Below are 17,127 nucleotides of genomic sequence, written 5' to 3'. Positions count from 1 at the left end.
GATTATGAAAAAACTAGCTTCGAAGACAGGCAAGTATGGGAAAAGCTCATCCAAGCAGCTTATTATGCTGTCGAAGGAAATGAAGCTGAACCAGGTTAATAAATCGGTAGGAACGAAGCTATTTTTAATTATATTTGCCAGCATCGTAACCTGCGTTCTGGCAGTAGGTCTAATTTCATATTCACAAACGAAAACGATTGTCGAACGGAAAGTTTCCGGGGCCAGCTTTCAGACGGTCAGCCAGGTAACGACGAACTTGAATATTATTTTGGACAACTATGAAGAGATGACGATGCAAATTTTGATTAACAAAGACTTGCATACGCTGATCGGCAAAATGCGCGATGGCGAAGACGATTATACGAGATTTGAAGCAAGCCGCGAGCTGTCAAACAAAATGCAGGATTACGTGCTTGGAAACTCCAGCATTAAGGCGCTCTATTTGCTGCCGCTGGATGACAAGCTGCCCGTTGTAACAGCAGGAAATGCTTCCTCTGTTGCATCCGATGCGATGAAGAAAGAAGAATGGTTTGGGAAGGTCCAAGAGTCGAACGGCAAGGCATTATGGATTGAGACCCAGCCGAAAGGCTTTGGCGGTGCGAACGGTGCGCCAACAATTGGCATCAGCCGTCTTTTGAAGGATAGCACGCTTAATGAGGTTTCCTATATGCTGCTGATTGAAATTAATTTGGTAAGCGTCCAGGAAAGATTCAAGGAGGTATCCTTGGGACTAGGCAGTGAGCTTTCGATCGTAGATGGTCAAAATAACTATATTTCGGCCCCTAACAACGACCTAATTGGCAAGCCAGCTCCAGTCGCGCTGCCAACAGAAGGCGACGCTGCAGTAGAAGGATCGAAAAAGCTGGAAACTAGCGATGGCGAATCTATGCTGACGGTCTACAAAACATTTGATTCCGTTGATTGGAAGCTGCTGGGTCTCATTCCGGTAGATACGTTGGTGGAGGATGCAAAGGTTATTCGCAATATGACGATTATTACCGCGATTGTAGCTGTATTCATCGCGATTGCGATCGGCTTCCTCGTTATTAGAACGATTGCACAGCCACTAACGAACTTGCGCAATTTGATGAACGAGGGGCAACGGGGCAATTTGACGGTTCGTTCTGCTATTCGGAAACGTTCCGATGAAATCGGTGAGCTGAGCGACAGCTTTAACGATATGATGACGCAAATTACCCAATTGGCGAAGCAGGCTACGCAGTCTGCGGATACTGTTCTGCATACTGCAGGCGAGCTGACGGATGTATCACGGAAGACAGCTATCTCTTCACGGGAAATATCGGTTGCAACCGAAGAAATCGCAAATGGCGCCTCAAGCCTTGCTGTTGAAGCAGAGCGCGGCAGCGATTTAAGCGGCAATATTTCGACGCAAATGGAAACGGTGAAGCAGGCGAATGCAGAGATTGTGCGTGCAGCTGGTGAGGTAGAGAAGGCAAGTGAGCGTGGAGCGGCCTATATGGGCGAGCTGAGCCACAAGACTGGACAGACCGAGCAAATGACTCGTTCTATGGTTGAAAAGGTAGACAGCCTCAAAGACAGCACAGGCTCTATCGTGAAAATATTGGATGTATTGAACAATTTGACGAAGCAGACAAACATTCTATCCCTGAATGCAGCGATTGAAGCGGCGCGTGCAGGTGCAGCGGGCAAAGGCTTTATGGTCGTTGCCGATGAAATTCGCAAGCTGGCCGATCAATCCCGTCAATCGATTGATATCGTAGGACAAATCACGGAAAAAATCCAGGAGGAAATTGACAATACGGTTAGCGTATTGTCGGATGCTTATCCTTTATTCCAAGAACAAATTGTTTCTGTGAAGCAGGCGACGGATATTTTCGTAGGCGTTCAGGAGCAAATGGTGCAGTTTGTACACAAGCTGGATTCAGTTACGGATTCTATCGGCGAGCTGGACAAGTCGCAGGAAGTATTGTCCGAGGCGATGACGAATGTCAGCGCAGTAGCGCAGCAGTCTTCCGCAACATCGGAAGAGGTGGCTTCCCTCAGCAGCGAGCAGCTTAGCATTAGTGACGGTCTCGTCAACTTGTCGGAAGAGCTGGGCAGCGTATCGCGCGAGCTGAAAGATTCGCTCTCGAAATTCAAAATCGAATAATATCGACTTTCATTCAGCCGTTTGAACGGGGTGCTTCCCTTGTTCAAACGGCTTTTTTTTAAATTAAGGTGAAAAATGCGTAACGGAATGAAAAGGTTGTGCTGGAGAAGCGTCAGCGTTCGCTTTTACCCTTGCATTTTTACATTTAGAGGCTTATTAGAAGAAATGCAAGGGTAATGGCGATCGGAAGCCAAGCTTTTCATGCAGTGAAGCCCGTTTTCACTCTAATACACATATTTGCGTTGGGCCCAATAACTGAATAGGAAAATGGATGCCTCGGTCAGCAATTTGGCGATAACAAGGGGAATAATCAGCGTTTCATTATAAAAATAAAGTAATCCATAATTCAATAGCAGCACAAGGATGACCAGCAAAAAATATTTAGGCAACGATTGGTGAACTTTGGATACTTTGCCGCCCGTGAACACGTACTTTCTGTTCATTGTATAGTTGAAGATGGAGCTGCATAATCTTGCTGCTACGACAGACAAGAACAGGTTGTGGCTAATGCCTTGAATAAGGAACAAGAGCGTGAAGTCGAGTAACGCCGACAGCAGGGAAGACGTGCTGAACATTAAAATTGGCAAATAAATTCGGAAAGAGTCGATCAGCGGACGAAAATGGGAAGATTTATTATGATCCAAATATACCGTGTCGATATATTCCTCAGTAATTTTATACCCATCTCGGTGGGCAGTCAGCAGCATGTTCATTTCATATTCGAATCGTTCGCCAGGAATCTGGCACAGCCAGTCCAGCATTGAAAGTGAAAAGCCGCGCAAACCGGTCTGCGTATCATAAATTTTAGTGCCAGTAGTGAGGGAGAAGACTGCCCGAGTGACCGAGTTGCCGAAGCGGCTGCGCAGTGGAATGGTTCCGCTAAAACGGCGGCTGCCCAGCACAATGCCTGGCGTTGTCTGACTGAGCAGCTTTTCAAAAATCCGCTTAATGTCATGAGGCAGATGCTGCCCATCACTATCCGCACAGACGACATGGCCCGGCAAACCGGCTTCTTGTATATAGCCGAACCCTGTTTTCAAGGCACGCCCTTTCCCAAGGTTGACCTCGTGGGTCAGAAGGATACAGCCTGAGGCTTCAGCCGCTTCGAAAATTTCGCGGTAGCTTGGCCCGCTTCCGTCATCTACAATGACGATGGGCTCAAGCTGGAACGCATGCAGCTGTTCAATTAAATCAAGCAGTCGATTATCAGGCTCATAGGCCGGAATTAATATAGTCATGATGGTTACTCCTCTTTGATATAAAGTATGTCGCTGACGCCCCGCTCTTGGTTTTTACCAAGCGGGTTGTTGACAACTCTGCCCATGAAATACATCGTAGATGAACCTCCGCCATCCAAATTGTAAGCTTCTGTAGCCCCAAGGCCAGCCATGACTTCGGCAAGCTCGGTCAGTGTCATTCCGCGGCTGTATCCTTCCTTCCGCCCGTCTACGACGACAAACACATAATGGTTTGGAGCGATCATTCCGATCGCGGTTCTCGGATTCGCATTTTGAATCGAGCGGTTTCCGAAATTGGTATCGATTTTGACATTGCTGAAATCACTTGTGATTTTGCCGTCTTGAATCAGTATGGGCCCGAATGACAAAGTATTGGTGACGCCGTCTGCAAGCAGATCAGACGAGGAAATCTCTGTTTCATCATAAGTTTGGATTGTTCCATCATCCAGCAGTGCCAGCGCATCCCGCACCGGATCATCGCGGTACACGGTGCCGTTGCGAATAATGACGCCGTCATCACGGAAACCATAATAATCGCCGTTGATTGCAAAAATGGCATTATTGCTGGAAGCGATGTCCGACGTATTTTCCACAATATTCGTTCCAAAGCTGTTTTCGGCGAATGCAGAGCGCAGGCTGCTGGCATCATTAACGGTGACATCTGCGACAAAATACGTAATCAGGTCTGAGCCAGAGCCTGTCTGCACCTGGTTGATTTTGATTTGGATATCGTCGCTGGTGTAGTTCCAGTCATCTGACGTTGCTTGAACTTCAGTCGTTGTAGAAGCTGCATCGCTTGAGCTATTGGATGTTGCGGCATTGTCTGTTACGACGACTTCGACGTGCTTGATCAAATAACGGTCTGCGAGACCATATGTCAATGAGCCAAGGCCTAAGAGCGTTACGATCGTTGCAATCATCCATATCCGTTTCGTTTTTTTGGTTGCCTTCTTGTGCGTCCTCATAATAGAAGCATCACCTCTTCGTGTAAGTTCTTGAGGGTTATCATACTTGGGGTACCTTAAATGAAACTGAACTATTTTTTGGGGCAACTGAAGTGAGTGTTGGAGAGCATGAGGAAAGGGCGACTCCGTTTACGAGATGGCATTAAGGCCATACTGAGAGGGAAGGGGGCCGTGGAAATGATCAGGCGACGTGCAGCAATTGTAGCAATACTTTTAACGGTTTTAATGGCAGGTTATATGATCAGGCTGGCGACGCTGCAACTGGTGCCAAGCTTGGCGCAGCCTGCTGCACCAATGCTTGGCAAGCATACTGACTGGAAGCAAAAGGCGGCTATTCAGCGGCAGCGAAATTTGGTGCTCGATTCAGGACGCGGCGATTTTATTGATCGTTATGGGCGGGCGATTACGGGGGAAAGCTATTCTGCATTGGCGCTGTTTCCAGTGGAGAGCAAGGCACGGGGAGAAGCGGCAGAGCTGCGCAAGCTGGCGAAGCTATTGCATGTGTCCTACGAGCAGTTAGTGGAAAAATGGGACTCGCTGAAGGGGGCCGATTTTTGGCGGGAGGAAGGGCAGAAGGCGCCTTTGAGTCTATCGGCCAACCAGCTAACAGGACTTGCGCAGCTCCATATAAATGGTGTCAAGGTGCTTCCTTATCATAATCGGTATTTGCCGCAGCTTAATGCCAGACAAGCCATTGGCTTTATAAGCCAGCACCCAGAATGGCTGGAGCAGGCTTATGGGGCGGAGCTGGCGTCAGGCAAGCGCAAGCTGACAGATGAAATCGGTGGTGCTGGACTTGAAAAATCGCTGGATACGCTGCTCCGGGGCAACGGGCCAACGTCGGTATCCTTTTTTCTCGATGGGCAGCGCCATCCGCTTCAGGGGCTGGGCCTGCGGGTTTTTCAGCCGGATAGCGTCTATTATCCGCTGAAAGTAAAGACGACGCTCGATTTAAAGCTCCAGCAGCAGCTCGAGCTTTATGCGGATGCAAATGGCTTGAAAGCTGGAGCAATCGTCGTGCTGGATGTGCAAAATGCGGATATCGTCAGCATGGTATCGAGACCGCAGATGAATCCGCAGCAGCTGGATCGGAATGAGGAAACCGATTGGTCCAATCATGCGCTCCACGCGGTTGCCCCGGGTTCGATTTTTAAGCTCGTAACGGAAGCGGCGGCGCTTGAGGCGGGTGTCACGGACGAAAAAGAAGTGTTCACATGCAGCGGGCAGTATGGGAAATATGGTTTAACGTGCTGGAAGCAGGATGGACATGGAAAGCTAACGCTTGAGGAAGGGTTAGCCCAGTCCTGCAATATTGTGTTTGCGACGCTTGCCGAGCGGCTGAGCGGCTATCAGCTGTATCAGACGGCGGCTGCGCTTGGCATCGGTGATCCGGCTGGCTGGCATGCCGAATCCGCATTTGGCCCGTTTGCCGGACGTTTGCGGCTGCTGGGCGAGGAGGAGAGCGGGCAGTTGTTTGCTACAAGCATCTGGCAGCAATTGAAGGACAAGCCTACCCTTGAAGTAGACGGGGGCATTATGGCCCAAAGCGGAATCGGCCAAAGGGATGTGAGGATGACCCCGCTGCAGGCGGCGAATCTGGTAGTGACGATTTTGCATGGCGGTCAGCGGCTGGAGCCGCGAATAGTGAGTGAAATTCGTTATGCAAACGGACAGCTGATGGTGGAGCTGAAGCCTATGCAAGCTCGGCAGGCGGGAACGCCGATACATGTCAGAACCGCGGGCACGCTGCTCGAAGGGATGAAGGCGGTCACCCAGCGTGGAACGGGACGCTCTATTCGCGAGGGCGTATGGCCAATTGCCGGGAAGTCCGGTACGGCACAGACGCTGCTGAACGGCAAGGAGCGCGTCCACCAGTGGTTCATCGGCTACGGACCGACAAATACGCCGCGATACGCCGTCGCCGTGCTTGCTGAGAACCGAAGTCCCGGTACAAGCAATCAGGCGACGAAGCTGTTTCGCGGCGTTATGGATATTATAGCGGAGCGTTAAAACGAATTTTAAACGTTTGGAGGAGCTGGCGGGTTGCCTGTGCCTCCAGCTCCTGGAGGCGGCACCTGGCTGTCGAATTCGCCTTGCGGCGCTCTGATCCAGCGATGGAAGAAGCCTTGGTCATACAAGGTTTTGAGCAAAATAATGAGCACGGGCGATAAAATGACGCCAGCAATGCCGAACAGCTTGAGCGAAATAATCATAAATGCCAGCATCGTAAAGGCAGATACGCCGAGCGTATCTCCGGTAATTTTTGGCTCCAATAGCTGTCTCGCCAGCACAACAACGATATACAGGACGGACAGCCATACCGCAAGCGAAGTATGCCCCACGATAAACAAATAAATGATCCAAGGAATAAAGATCGTTCCTACCCCCAGCAGCGGCAGCACATCAAAAATAGCGGAGATTACAGCGACTACAAGGGCATTTTTGACACCGAGCAGCAGCAGCGAGATGAAGATGACGAAAAACGTAATCGTAATCATCTTGGCTTGCGCCTTCAGGTAGCCGGAAATGCCCTTTAATACATTTTCACGCAAAAAGAAAAAGGCTTTTTTAAACGTTTTTGGCGTTTTATCCGCCGCTGTTTTTTTCCAGTCATTAATTTCGATACTAAGGAAATAAGCTAATATAATACCGACCAGAAAATTAAACATAAAGCTGGAAAACGAGGAGACGTAGCCGACAGTTCCGGCAAAGATCGCTTTAACCAAATTCGGCACATATTCGGCAGCGCCCTGGATGTATTCTGTAATTTGTGCGACGAGCTCAGGCGGAAGGGCCTGAATTTTATTTTGCACCTGTGTAGTGTTGCGTTCTACCTGCTCCTTGAGAATGGCCTGATATTCCGGCAGCTTGTCCAGAAACTCGGAGCCCTGCTTCGAAATAATGTAACCGAGTCCGGAGAAGACGGATAGAATAAGGATGGAAAACAATAAAATCGATATGCCTGAAGCGATGGATTTTTTTATGCCAATGTTGTTCAGCCTGCGTGCCAGCGGCTCAATACACATAAAAATAACGAAGGAGAAAATGATAGGTGTAGCCAAACGATAAAAATGACTAAAGGCAAGCATAATTAAATAAACCGTTAGCGCGATCAGGGCAATGTCGAATGCGGTTCGCCAATATTTTTTGTAAAAGGGTAGCATAGCTGAAAACCTCTCTTTTCCAAATTCATATATCTCGATTTGATTGTACTATAATTTTAATTTTGATGCCTATTTTTTGTAGCCATATGATACAATTAAAGTTATCGTTGTTGGTTTATCGCCGATTTCATGCAGCTAAAAATATTAATAACGGTGGGGAAAACATATATGGAGAACCTTGTTGTCTGGACTCTTTATTTTTTCTCGTTCTACGCTTTCCTCCCTGCTTTTATCAGCCGTACTTTCGGATTTCGAGTATTTAAGAAAGGCCTGGTAAAGAAGGAAATTGCCCTTACCTTTGACGATGGCCCGGATGCCGTCTATACGCCAAAGCTGCTGGAGTTGCTGGCTCGCTATGATGCGAAAGCGACTTTTTTCATCGTTGGCGCACATGGCGAAGCGCAGCCGGAGCTATTACGCAAAATACATGAGGAAGGCCATACGCTTGGCATACACAATTATGTGCATAAGACGAATTGGTTCATGCGGCCAAGGTCCGTCAAGCGTCAGATCGAGCGTACATGCGAAATAATACGAGAGGCGACGGGGAGCCGTTCCAATTATTATCGGCCTCCTTGGGGCATTATCAATGTGTTTGATTTTGCTGGTATTGGACATTTGCAAATTGTATTATGGTCGTCGATGTTCGGCGATTGGAACAAGAGACTGGGAGCGGAGCGCCTTAAGCGAAAAATGCTAAAGAAGCTTCGCCCCGGCGAGGTGCTGCTGCTCCATGATTGCGGGCAAACGCCTGGTGCCCATCATGAGGCTCCTGCTAATATGCTGGTCGCTCTTGAGGCCTATTTGCAGGAAGGCTCTAAGCAAGGTTATCGTTTTGTTGCGATTGAAGAAATGATTAAGCTGACAGAGCAGGCCAAGGAGCGTCAGCTGTCTTGGTGGAAAAAATCACTTATAACGCTATGGCTGCAATATGAGCGTTTATTCCATCTCCTGTTTCATCTTAAGCAGGTAGGGGAAGAATCACCGGCGTTCCATTATCGAACGATTTCCTACAGCGGCCACCCTATTGAGCTTGCAGAGGGTGGACGTTTAAACAAGGGAGACCGCGTTGTGGAGCTGCATTTTGACAACCGCAAGCTGTCCGGCATTGCTGCAGAAGCAGCTTCGCCACTGGCTGCTGGAATCAGGATGCTGCGGGAAGTAGAAGCTGCATTGCCTATGCTTGCCAGCCAATTGGCGCATGATCCTGAGGCAGTGGATGCGAAGGCGATATATGGCGTTACAATGATTCATCGGGGGGCGGATCGGCTTGGTTTTGAGGTGTTCCCTTTGCCTAGCGGTTTATTTGCTCGCACGACCCGAATTTATTTGCGGCTGCTTATGCGCGTGTTGACGAAGAAACAAAGGAATGCGAAAAGCAAGGAGCGCAGGAAAGCGATTGATCCGTGTATGCTGTTAATGCCAATGAGCAAAATACAAGCTTATCAAAATACGCACGCAGCGCTGCTGCGGGCAAGCATAGGCCAAGAGGCGAGCTTGCAGTCGGCGCCATCTGCTGCAGGGGATTCTGTTCCCGTGAAGGGCAGCACCTCTGCCGTATAATCGGGCTCCGGCGCCTGTTTACAGGCAGCCGGAGTTTTAAATCGCACGGCAGGATGCATTGGCGCTTGAGCTGTACGATCGTTATGAACGACCCGTCTATTCATTCGTTTATCGAATGTTGAAAGAGGTATGACCATACAAAAAGCACGCTTGTTCGCGGTTAACGCGGATAAGCGTGCTTTTTTGTTTTTTCATTTACATAGGGGCAAAAAGAAAAGCAGCGCCGAAGCGCTGCTTGGTGTCATGCTACATTTTCATTACGCCGCCACGGCTGGCGTTTGTAACGAGGTGAGAATAACGCGCAAGGTAGCCGCGTTTGATTTTTGGTTCGAAGCCCGGCCATGCGGCACGGCGTTTCTCGAACTCCTCGTCGCTGATCAAAACGTTCATTCCACGGTTGTTCATATCCAGCTCAACGATATCGCCGTCCTGAACGAAAGCGATTGGTCCGCCTTCAGCCGCTTCCGGTGAAACGTGACCGATACTGATGCCGCGGGATGCGCCTGAGAAGCGTCCATCGGTTACGAGACCGACTTTAGCGCCAAGGCCCATACCAGCGATTTGCGAAGTTGGAGCCAGCATTTCCGGCATGCCAGGTCCGCCTTTAGGTCCTTCATAACGAATAATAACAACATGTCCTTCTTTAACTTTGCCGTTAGCGATGCCAGCAAGAGCTTCATCCTGGGAATCAAAGCAAATAGCAGGACCTTTATGATAGCCGTTAACCGATTTGTCGATCGCGCCGACTTTAATAATTGCGCCGCCTGGAGCGAGGTTGCCGAACAGTACAGCAAGTCCGCCACGCTCACTATGCGGATTATCAATTGTCCGAATAACGTCGGTATTTTGAATTTCACAGCCCTCTACGTTTTCGCGAAGCGTCTTGCCCGTTACAGTGATGCAATCGCCGTGCAGAGTGCCTTCTTTTTTGAACATTTCATTCAATACGGCGCTTACGCCGCCAGCAAGATGCACATCTTCGATATGATAGTCGGAAGCCGGAGCGATTTTAGCCAAATGCGGCACGCGCTCAGCAATTTCGTTGATGCGCTCAATTGGGTAGTCAATGCCTGCTTCATGTGCAAGTGCAAGGGTGTGAAGAACGGTATTGGTGGAACCGCCCATTGCCATATCAAGGGCAAAAGCATTATCAATCGTATCTTTCGTTACGATGTCGCGAGGCTTAATGCCAAGCTCAATCAGCTTCATCAGTTGAGTAGCCGATTGCTTAACGAATTCCTTACGCTCAGGTGCTACGGCAAGAATCGTACCGTTTCCTGGAAGCGCGAGGCCAAGGCCTTCAGCAAGACAGTTCATCGAGTTGGCAGTGAACATGCCTGAGCAAGAGCCGCAAGTCGGACAGCCGAACTGTTCAAGCTCCAGCAAGCCCTTATCATCGATGATGCCTGCTTGGTAAGCGCCAACGCCTTCAAAAACGCTGGAGAGCGAGATCGAACGGCCGTCGGATGTTTTACCCGCTTTCATCGGTCCGCCGCTGACAAACAGCGTCGGGATGTTGACGCGAAGCGCGCCCATCATCATGCCCGGTGTAATTTTATCACAGTTAGGAATGCAGACCATGCCGTCGAACCAGTGCGCATTTACAACGGTTTCCACGGAGTCGGCAATAATTTCACGGCTCGCCAGCGAGTAGCGCATGCCGATATGTCCCATTGCGATACCGTCATCAACGCCAATGGTGTTGAATTCGAAAGGAACGCCGCCAGCATCGCGAATCGCTTGCTTAACCAGCTTGCCGAATTCCTGCAAATGAACGTGACCAGGTACAATATCAATATAGGAATTACAAACAGCAATAAAGGGCTTGTCGAAATCTTCCTCCGCTACTCCCGCTGCACGCAGCAAACTGCGGTGGGGTGCACGGTCAAATCCTTTTTTTATCATGTCTGAACGCATCTTCTTAGGTGCCATTAAAATTCCCTCCTGTATGAAAAGTCGATACCTTTGAGTTTAACACAGAGGACAAGCATTGGCTAGTAATGTTGATGGACTTATATGCTTAAAACGGCTTCTGGCTTGGCTATCAAGGAAAAACACGCTATAGTAGTAGGAAAAGTATAATTAACGTGGTTTTCGTATGGCGTGAAAAAAATATTTCATTGAGCCGTGAAGAAATCCAGTATCGCGAGGGGTATAAATGAATCAGGAAAATACGGAGAAAAGAATAGAAAAAATGCGTGAGATGGACGAAGCCTTTCGCCAGCTTAGACGGCTTATCCATGCAGAATGGAACCGGTTTAATGTACAAGGCCTTGGCATGACGGATGCAAAGATGGTTTTGCTGCTATCGGAGCATGGGCCGCAGAAAGCGTCGGTTATGGCGGAATTGCTGCAAATTACGAGCGGTGCCGTCACCGGAATCGCCGACCGATTAATTAATTTTGGGTATATCGACCGCGAACGCAGCGAAGAGGATCGTCGTATTGTGCTGCTTACGATAACGGATGAAGGGCGTAAGCTCGTTGATGGCATTATGCGGGTTCGCGAAGATTTAATGCTCAGGCTTTACGAGGGTTTTTCACTGGAGGATATGGATATTACCATCAGCATGTTTATGAGAATGAGTGAAAATTTGGAGCGCAAGCGCGAGGACAACAGCGACGCTTAGCCGCGCTGAAGGGCTTGTGCTTCCGCATTCTAGCCCGTCAGCTTCCGCTGCGTTCCTATCATAAAAAGGGATTCGCTTCGTTTTCACGAAGGAATCCCTTTTTATGACCAGCTGGTTCAGTATTAAGCTTACAGTCCTTCGCCATTCAAGTAGTTATGGAATGGTTTATCTACCCAAAACGTATAGGAATTAATGTTGACTGCCGGATCAAGCTTGCGGAAGCCCTCTACAATGTTTTTCGACTGATCATTCAGCGAGAAGGACTGGGCATAATAATAGCCGCTGCCCGTAATTTTATTGTTCGTAATGACCTCGTATTCATCAAGCTTGGTTGATGAATAATAAAGCGGCTGGAACCATGAGCCATAGATCAGGCCAGGCTGATCGGCTTTGTCTTTTTTCGCATATTGCAAAATAATAGGCTGGAAGCGCGCTTTATCCGCTGCATTGTTGAATTCAAAGGCGATATCGAATTCCTTCGCATACGTAATATAATTGCCGTTTTCGATTTGGACAACTTTATAATTTTCAGTATCCTTTGTTGGCGGCTCGCCCCATTCCTTCATGAAGATGTAAGCAGACGTTTTAGGCTCAAGCTGAACTTTGGCGTCAATGCCTTCGCTGCGCAGCAGCCCAATAAGCTGGATGACATGCAGCAGGTCGCTGTGTCCATAATTGAGGGATAGGGATGGCGTGAAGTTGGCGTCAAAACGCGCGTCCTTCAAGTTGTAGCCCGTCACCAAATTATTTTTGAGCGCCGTATCTACAATCGTTTGCAGCTCGAGTGCTTGAATAATATTGGATGTTTTGAAAGCATCATGCAATTGGGCATAAATGGTGCTATCGTTGATGTTGCCGATATAATGCTTGTATTCTCCTTTAAAGGAAAGAATTTGCACGATCAGCGTTTCGGCAAGCTGCGGCGTCAGCCCTTTGCCTTTAATGGCATTGTACTGGGAGGCTGGCAGCAAGCCCGTATCAACGGCTGCGGCAAGCTCTTGTGCTGCCGCTGTTCCGAGAGAGGAAGCCGGAATATTCAGCTTCTTTAGTCCAGCTGTAATTTTCGCCTGTGGGTATGTATGGGCTAGCTCTTGTAGTCCTGCTGCTTTAACGGCGATGTACAAAGCGGAAGCTGCTGTCAATTTTTGCTCAGCGTTTACGGTTGTTGAAGTGAGAATGCCTTGTTTATGAAGGGCAGCTGCTGCAGCATAATAAGGGCTGGTCTCAGTCAGATCAGTGAAGGCAGGAAGCTCCTCCGGCTGCTCCAGCTTAAGCGCATCGGCTACGGCTTGAATGAACTGTCCTTTTGTAATCGTGCTGGTGGTGAAGGTTATACCGAACTTCTCTTTGAGGAACAGCTTGGCTTCGGATGAAGCGGCAGTTGTTGCTGCACTTGTTGCTGTTGTAGTAGAAGTAGCTGCATAAGTAGGGACAGCCGATGATAAAGCGATGGATAAGGCCAGAGATGCGGACAATAAGGATCTGGTTAGTGCAGGATATTTTGTGCTCATAAATTCCCTCCGGTATTGGATATTATTTTCCAAAGTATATTAAATAACTCGGAATAGTACGATTATACTAGCATTGTTACAATTTTGTGTCAACATCGTATTTTTATAACTAACTTTCATGAAAATCATGTAGAATAAACGAGAGTTTTGTCGAATATTCGCTATTGACAAAATCCGATAAGCTTACTAGGATAAAGAGAAAAATACAAGCTATTTTAAGGGAGAGAAACGTACACAAATGAAAAAGACACTGGCGTTAACATTATCATTATTGATGGTTGTCGTTATACTGGCGGCTTGCGGCTCGAATGGAAAGAACAATAGCAGCAGCGGCACGAATGCTGGCACGGCTACTAACGCTGGAACAGCTGCAGCTTCTCCTGAAAATGAAAAGCAAAAACGCGTAGCGCTCGTGCTTCCTGAGCAAATCGGCGTTAACCCGTTTTTCGCATCGATGGATGAAGGCTTCAAAAGAGCCGGCAAAGATTTTAATGTAGAAGTGAAAACGATTGAGTCGACTGACCCTGCTGCATTCGAGCAAAACCTGCGCGCAGCGGTAGCAGACAATTACGATCTGATTATTACAGCAACTTTCCAAGCGGAAGATGCACTTAATAAGGTAGCTCCTGAAAATCCGGACAAGCCATTCGCTATTATTGATACAATTGTTGATCAGCCTAACGTTCGCAGCGTCGTGTTCCGTGAGCAGGAAGCAGCTTACCTGCTTGGCGCAGCTGCTGGCCTTTCCACTAAAACGAATGTAGTAGGCGCAGTAGTAGCGATGGATACACCGCTGCTTAAGAAATACACATCGGGCTTTGAGCAAGGGCTTAAAAACACAAACCCGGACGCAAAATTTTTGATTAACTATGTAGGAAACTTTACGGATTCAGCAAAAGGCAAGGAGCTTGCGCTGCTGCAATATTCCCAAGGTGCAGATTTCGTAGCGGGCATGTCGGCTGTTGGCGATCTTGGCGTATTTGAAGCAGCGAAGGAAAAAGGCTTATACGCTTCCGGTCAAGATATTGACCGTACGGAGCTTGATCCTGAGCATATCGTCCTTTCCCAATTGAAAGGTACAGATGCAGTAGCCTATGAAACGGTTAAAGCATTCGCAAACGACCAATTCGACTTTACAGCGACTGACTACGGCTTGAAGGAAAAAGGTGTAGGTCTTACATTCGTTACACAAGACAGCAAATCAGCACTTAGCCCATTTGTTGGCGAAGATGCGGTTACAAAAGTGAAAGCCATTGCCGATGATATCATTTCAGGCAAAATCGTCGTGGAGCTTCCAGCGGCGAAATAAGAAGAAGCACCGGCTGCCAGCGGGCAGCCGGTTTGCTTGTTGTTGGTTTATTGTGAGAGGAGAGCTGCCCGCATGCTGCTGCAAATGAATAAGATTACAAAATCCTACGGAGCGCTAAAGGCCAATAGCGAAGTGGATTTTTCGCTGCGTAAAGGGGAAATTCATGCGCTGGTCGGAGAAAATGGCGCTGGAAAAACGACATTGATGCGCATATTGTACGGCATGGAGACGCCAACTTCTGGCAGCATCGTTGTGAACGGTAAACAGGTGGCGTTTCATAGTCCATCGGATGCTATTAACAGTAAAATCGGCATGGTGCATCAGCATTTTATGCTTTTTCCGACGTTCACCATTTCTGAAAATATCGTTATCGGCCGTGAGCCTGCCAAAACAGCGCGCTTCGACCGTAAACAAGCTGCACTTATAACAGAGCAATTGGGAACTTCTTACGGCATGCCGGTTGATCCGTGGAAAAAGGTGGAGGATTGCTCGCTAGGCTTGCAGCAGCGCGTAGAAATATTGAAGGTGCTGCATCAAGGAGCAGAAATCATTATTTTGGACGAGCCGACGGCAGTATTGACTCCTCTTGAGGTCAAGGAGCTGCTTATTGCGATCAAGCGGCTGGCCGCACAAGGCAAAAGCTTCATTCTGATCAGCCATAAGCTGCAGGAAATTATGGATGTAGCTGATCGCATTACGGTGCTGCGCGACGGCAAGCTTAGCGGTATGGTTAATGCGGCAGATACGAGTATTGAGGAGCTGTCGCGGATGATGGTTGGCCGCGAGCTGCTGGATTTGCATAAAGAGGCTCCGGCTAGAGGCGAGAAGGTGCTGGAAGCGGTGCAGCTTACGATAAAAGGCGAGCATGGGAAGCCGAAGCTTGATCAAGTGAGTCTCAGCGTTCACGCCGGAGAAATTGTCGGCATCGCCGGTATTTCCGGCAATGGGCAATCGGAGCTGCTGCAGGCGATTTCGGGACTTGCCCCTGTCGATTCTGGCAAAGCTTTGCTGAGAGGCAGAGATGTTACGGGCAAGTCTGTGCGCAGCATTCGTGAGCAAGGGCTTGCTCATATACCGGAGGACCGCTATCAATGGGGAGTGGCCAAGGACGCTACGGTGCTGGAAAATGGCCTAATGGGTCATGCCCGCCGCTATCAGCGCGGAGGCGTGCTGCGCGGCGCTGCTATTCGCCAGCTCGTAAGCGGCTGGGTCGAGCATTTTGGCATTAAGACAGGTTCGATTCATACGAAGGCGCAATATTTATCGGGAGGCAATTTGCAGAAGCTGATTGTGGCGCGGGAGCTTGCCCAGGAAACACCATTTCTAATTGCGGCGGAGCCTACCCGTGGCGTCGATATCGGCGCGATGGAAATTATTCATGGCGAGCTGTTGAAGCGGCGGGCTGATGGTGGAGCGATTTTGCTCGTGTCCTCGGAGCTGACGGAAATACTAAAGCTGTCCGACCGCGTGCTCGTTATGAATGAAGGCCGGATCGTTGGCGAGCTGCCGGGCTTAACGGCTACGGAAGAAGAAATTAGTCTTTTAATGGCGGGAGGATAAACGGGTGGACAAGCTAAAGGGAATACTCAGGGCATTATTGCAGCCGCTTCTCGCCATCGTTGTCGGTCTCGGAGCGGGCGCTATCGCCATTGCGATTGTAGGCGGGTCTGTAACCGAGACATACGCCGAGATGTGGAAGGGCGCCTTCGGCAGTTTTTATTTTTTCACTAATACATTAAGCCGCGCTACACCTATTATGCTGATTGGGCTTGGGGTGGCGCTCGCCTTCCGCGCAGGCTTTTTCAATATGGGCTCCGAAGGACAAATGGTGCTCGGCGCGCTAAGCGCCGCGGTGACCGCGATTTATTTGCCGGGTCCAGCTTGGTTTAAGCTTGTCGCAGCACTGCTGGCCGGCGTAATTGCTGGCGGACTATGGTCTGCTTTTGCCGGATGGCTGGATGCCCGGTTTCGCATGAACTTATTGATTACGACCTTATTGCTCAATTATATAGCATCCTTATTTGCCGGTTATGTCGTTTCCTACCCATTGATGGACAGATCTGGCTCGGCCGCTATGGCGCAGACGGTTATGGTGGACAAGAGCGTGTGGCTGCCAAAGCTGTTTCAAGGGATGAGCCTGCATGCAGGATTTCTGTTCGCGCTGATTGGGGCTATAGCGCTTGCCTGGTTTATGCGTTATATGGTTAAAGGCTACGAGATCCGGATGATGGGCGGCAATCCGCTATTCGCGAGCTACGGCGGCGTTAATCGCGGAAGACTGATGCTGTACAGCATGTTCGTCAGCGGTGGCTTTGCTGGTCTTGCCGGAGCCGGAGAGGTGCTGGGCACGCAATACCGCTATTTGGATGGCGCACTTACTTCACCTGGGTACGCCTGGTCAGGCATTATGGCGACGCTGCTAGCCGGATCGAATCCGCTAGGCACCGCGCTCGCTGCCATATTGCTGGCCGCGCTGCAAACTGGCGGCATGGGTGTCGAGCGCAATACCGATGTGCCGTTGGAAGTATCAAGCATTATTCAGGCCGTACTTATTTTGTTTATTTCCGCAAAGTTTACTTATTCGTTCTTTAAGAAAAAGAAGAAAGCGGGGGCTTAA

Annotated in this window: 12 protein-coding genes; 7 read left to right on the top strand and 5 right to left on the bottom strand. The window is 49.1% G+C overall.

What is annotated here, in order from left to right; translation table 11 throughout:
- The first annotated feature begins 64 nt into the window (after positions 1 to 64).
- On the top strand, positions 65 to 2,131 hold the full coding sequence (locus WH37_RS30280; protein ID WP_414812633.1) for a methyl-accepting chemotaxis protein: 2,067 nt from the start codon (positions 65 to 67) through the stop codon (positions 2,129 to 2,131).
- Positions 2,132 to 2,355: 224 nt separating this feature from the next.
- Here WH37_RS30280 and WH37_RS30275 read toward each other — a convergent pair whose 3' ends face one another.
- Both WH37_RS30275 and WH37_RS30270 read right to left on the bottom strand, forming a co-directional pair.
- Positions 2,356 to 3,369 carry a GtrA family protein gene (locus WH37_RS30275; protein ID WP_046234385.1) on the bottom strand — a complete coding sequence of 338 codons (1,014 nt, stop codon included), beginning with the start codon at positions 3,367 to 3,369 and terminating at the stop codon, positions 2,356 to 2,358.
- Positions 3,370 to 3,374: 5 nt separating this feature from the next.
- Positions 3,375 to 4,334 (bottom strand): phosphodiester glycosidase family protein, encoded by a 960-nt coding sequence (locus WH37_RS30270; RefSeq protein WP_046234384.1) that lies wholly within the window; start codon positions 4,332 to 4,334, stop codon positions 3,375 to 3,377.
- 177 nt (positions 4,335 to 4,511) lie between these two features.
- Here WH37_RS30270 and WH37_RS30265 point away from each other — a divergent pair, with 177 nt between their 5' ends.
- Complete coding sequence (locus WH37_RS30265; RefSeq protein WP_231594437.1) at positions 4,512 to 6,344, top strand: peptidoglycan D,D-transpeptidase FtsI family protein; 1,833 nt, start codon at positions 4,512 to 4,514, stop codon at positions 6,342 to 6,344.
- 8 nt (positions 6,345 to 6,352) lie between these two features.
- On the opposite strand, the gene ytvI is transcribed toward WH37_RS30265, so the two are convergent.
- Positions 6,353 to 7,498, bottom strand: a complete 1,146-nt coding sequence (ytvI, locus tag WH37_RS30260) for a sporulation integral membrane protein YtvI (RefSeq protein ID WP_046234382.1) — start codon at positions 7,496 to 7,498, stop codon at positions 6,353 to 6,355.
- Positions 7,499 to 7,666: 168 nt separating this feature from the next.
- Here ytvI and WH37_RS30255 point away from each other — a divergent pair, with 168 nt between their 5' ends.
- The gene (locus WH37_RS30255; protein WP_046234381.1) at positions 7,667 to 9,061 is read left to right on the top strand and encodes a polysaccharide deacetylase family protein; all 1,395 of its coding nucleotides are present in this window, start codon (positions 7,667 to 7,669) and stop codon (positions 9,059 to 9,061) included.
- A 246-nt stretch (positions 9,062 to 9,307) separates the two neighbouring features.
- Here WH37_RS30255 and ilvD read toward each other — a convergent pair whose 3' ends face one another.
- Positions 9,308 to 10,993 carry a dihydroxy-acid dehydratase gene (gene ilvD / locus WH37_RS30250; protein ID WP_046234380.1) on the bottom strand — a complete coding sequence of 562 codons (1,686 nt, stop codon included), beginning with the start codon at positions 10,991 to 10,993 and terminating at the stop codon, positions 9,308 to 9,310.
- A 226-nt stretch (positions 10,994 to 11,219) separates the two neighbouring features.
- Between ilvD and WH37_RS30245 the strand changes: the two genes are divergently transcribed.
- A complete protein-coding gene (locus tag WH37_RS30245; protein ID WP_052737340.1) occupies positions 11,220 to 11,690 on the top strand; it encodes a MarR family winged helix-turn-helix transcriptional regulator in 471 nt (156 codons plus the stop codon).
- 128 nt (positions 11,691 to 11,818) lie between these two features.
- On the opposite strand, the gene WH37_RS30240 is transcribed toward WH37_RS30245, so the two are convergent.
- Positions 11,819 to 13,201: a hypothetical protein gene (locus tag WH37_RS30240; protein WP_046234379.1), complete on the bottom strand. Its 1,383-nt coding sequence runs from the start codon at positions 13,199 to 13,201 to the stop codon at positions 11,819 to 11,821.
- A gap of 238 nt (positions 13,202 to 13,439) precedes the next feature.
- On the opposite strand from WH37_RS30240, the gene WH37_RS30235 reads away from it, so the two are divergent.
- The 3 genes from WH37_RS30235 to WH37_RS30225 all read left to right on the top strand — a co-directional run bounded on the left by WH37_RS30235 (position 13,440) and on the right by WH37_RS30225 (position 17,127).
- Positions 13,440 to 14,510 carry a BMP family lipoprotein gene (locus WH37_RS30235; RefSeq protein WP_046234378.1) on the top strand — a complete coding sequence of 357 codons (1,071 nt, stop codon included), beginning with the start codon at positions 13,440 to 13,442 and terminating at the stop codon, positions 14,508 to 14,510.
- Positions 14,511 to 14,582: 72 nt separating this feature from the next.
- A complete protein-coding gene (locus WH37_RS30230; RefSeq protein WP_046234377.1) occupies positions 14,583 to 16,070 on the top strand; it encodes an ABC transporter ATP-binding protein in 1,488 nt (495 codons plus the stop codon).
- 4 nt (positions 16,071 to 16,074) lie between these two features.
- Complete coding sequence (locus WH37_RS30225; protein ID WP_046234376.1) at positions 16,075 to 17,127, top strand: ABC transporter permease; 1,053 nt, start codon at positions 16,075 to 16,077, stop codon at positions 17,125 to 17,127.

It is taken from the genome of Paenibacillus algorifonticola, from assembly GCF_000971975.1.
Classification (GTDB): domain Bacteria; phylum Bacillota; class Bacilli; order Paenibacillales; family Paenibacillaceae; genus Pristimantibacillus; species Pristimantibacillus algorifonticola.
The sequence above is the reverse complement of the archived record's forward strand: the minus strand, read 5'-3'. Positions and strand labels throughout refer to the sequence as shown.

What these genes read in the sequence shown, in the direction of transcription:
- WH37_RS30280 (WP_414812633.1), top strand. Translation starts at nt 65, where the DNA reads ATGCTGTCGAAGGAAATGAAGCTGAACCAGGTTAATAAATCGGTAGGA.
- WH37_RS30275 (WP_046234385.1), bottom strand. Translation starts at nt 3,369, where the DNA reads ATGACTATATTAATTCCGGCCTATGAGCCTGATAATCGACTGCTTGAT.
- WH37_RS30270 (WP_046234384.1), bottom strand. Translation starts at nt 4,334, where the DNA reads ATGAGGACGCACAAGAAGGCAACCAAAAAAACGAAACGGATATGGATG.
- WH37_RS30265 (WP_231594437.1), top strand. Translation starts at nt 4,512, where the DNA reads ATGATCAGGCGACGTGCAGCAATTGTAGCAATACTTTTAACGGTTTTA.
- ytvI (WP_046234382.1), bottom strand. Translation starts at nt 7,498, where the DNA reads ATGCTACCCTTTTACAAAAAATATTGGCGAACCGCATTCGACATTGCC.
- WH37_RS30255 (WP_046234381.1), top strand. Translation starts at nt 7,667, where the DNA reads ATGGAGAACCTTGTTGTCTGGACTCTTTATTTTTTCTCGTTCTACGCT.
- ilvD (WP_046234380.1), bottom strand. Translation starts at nt 10,993, where the DNA reads ATGGCACCTAAGAAGATGCGTTCAGACATGATAAAAAAAGGATTTGAC.
- WH37_RS30245 (WP_052737340.1), top strand. Translation starts at nt 11,220, where the DNA reads ATGAATCAGGAAAATACGGAGAAAAGAATAGAAAAAATGCGTGAGATG.
- WH37_RS30240 (WP_046234379.1), bottom strand. Translation starts at nt 13,201, where the DNA reads ATGAGCACAAAATATCCTGCACTAACCAGATCCTTATTGTCCGCATCT.
- WH37_RS30235 (WP_046234378.1), top strand. Translation starts at nt 13,440, where the DNA reads ATGAAAAAGACACTGGCGTTAACATTATCATTATTGATGGTTGTCGTT.
- WH37_RS30230 (WP_046234377.1), top strand. Translation starts at nt 14,583, where the DNA reads ATGCTGCTGCAAATGAATAAGATTACAAAATCCTACGGAGCGCTAAAG.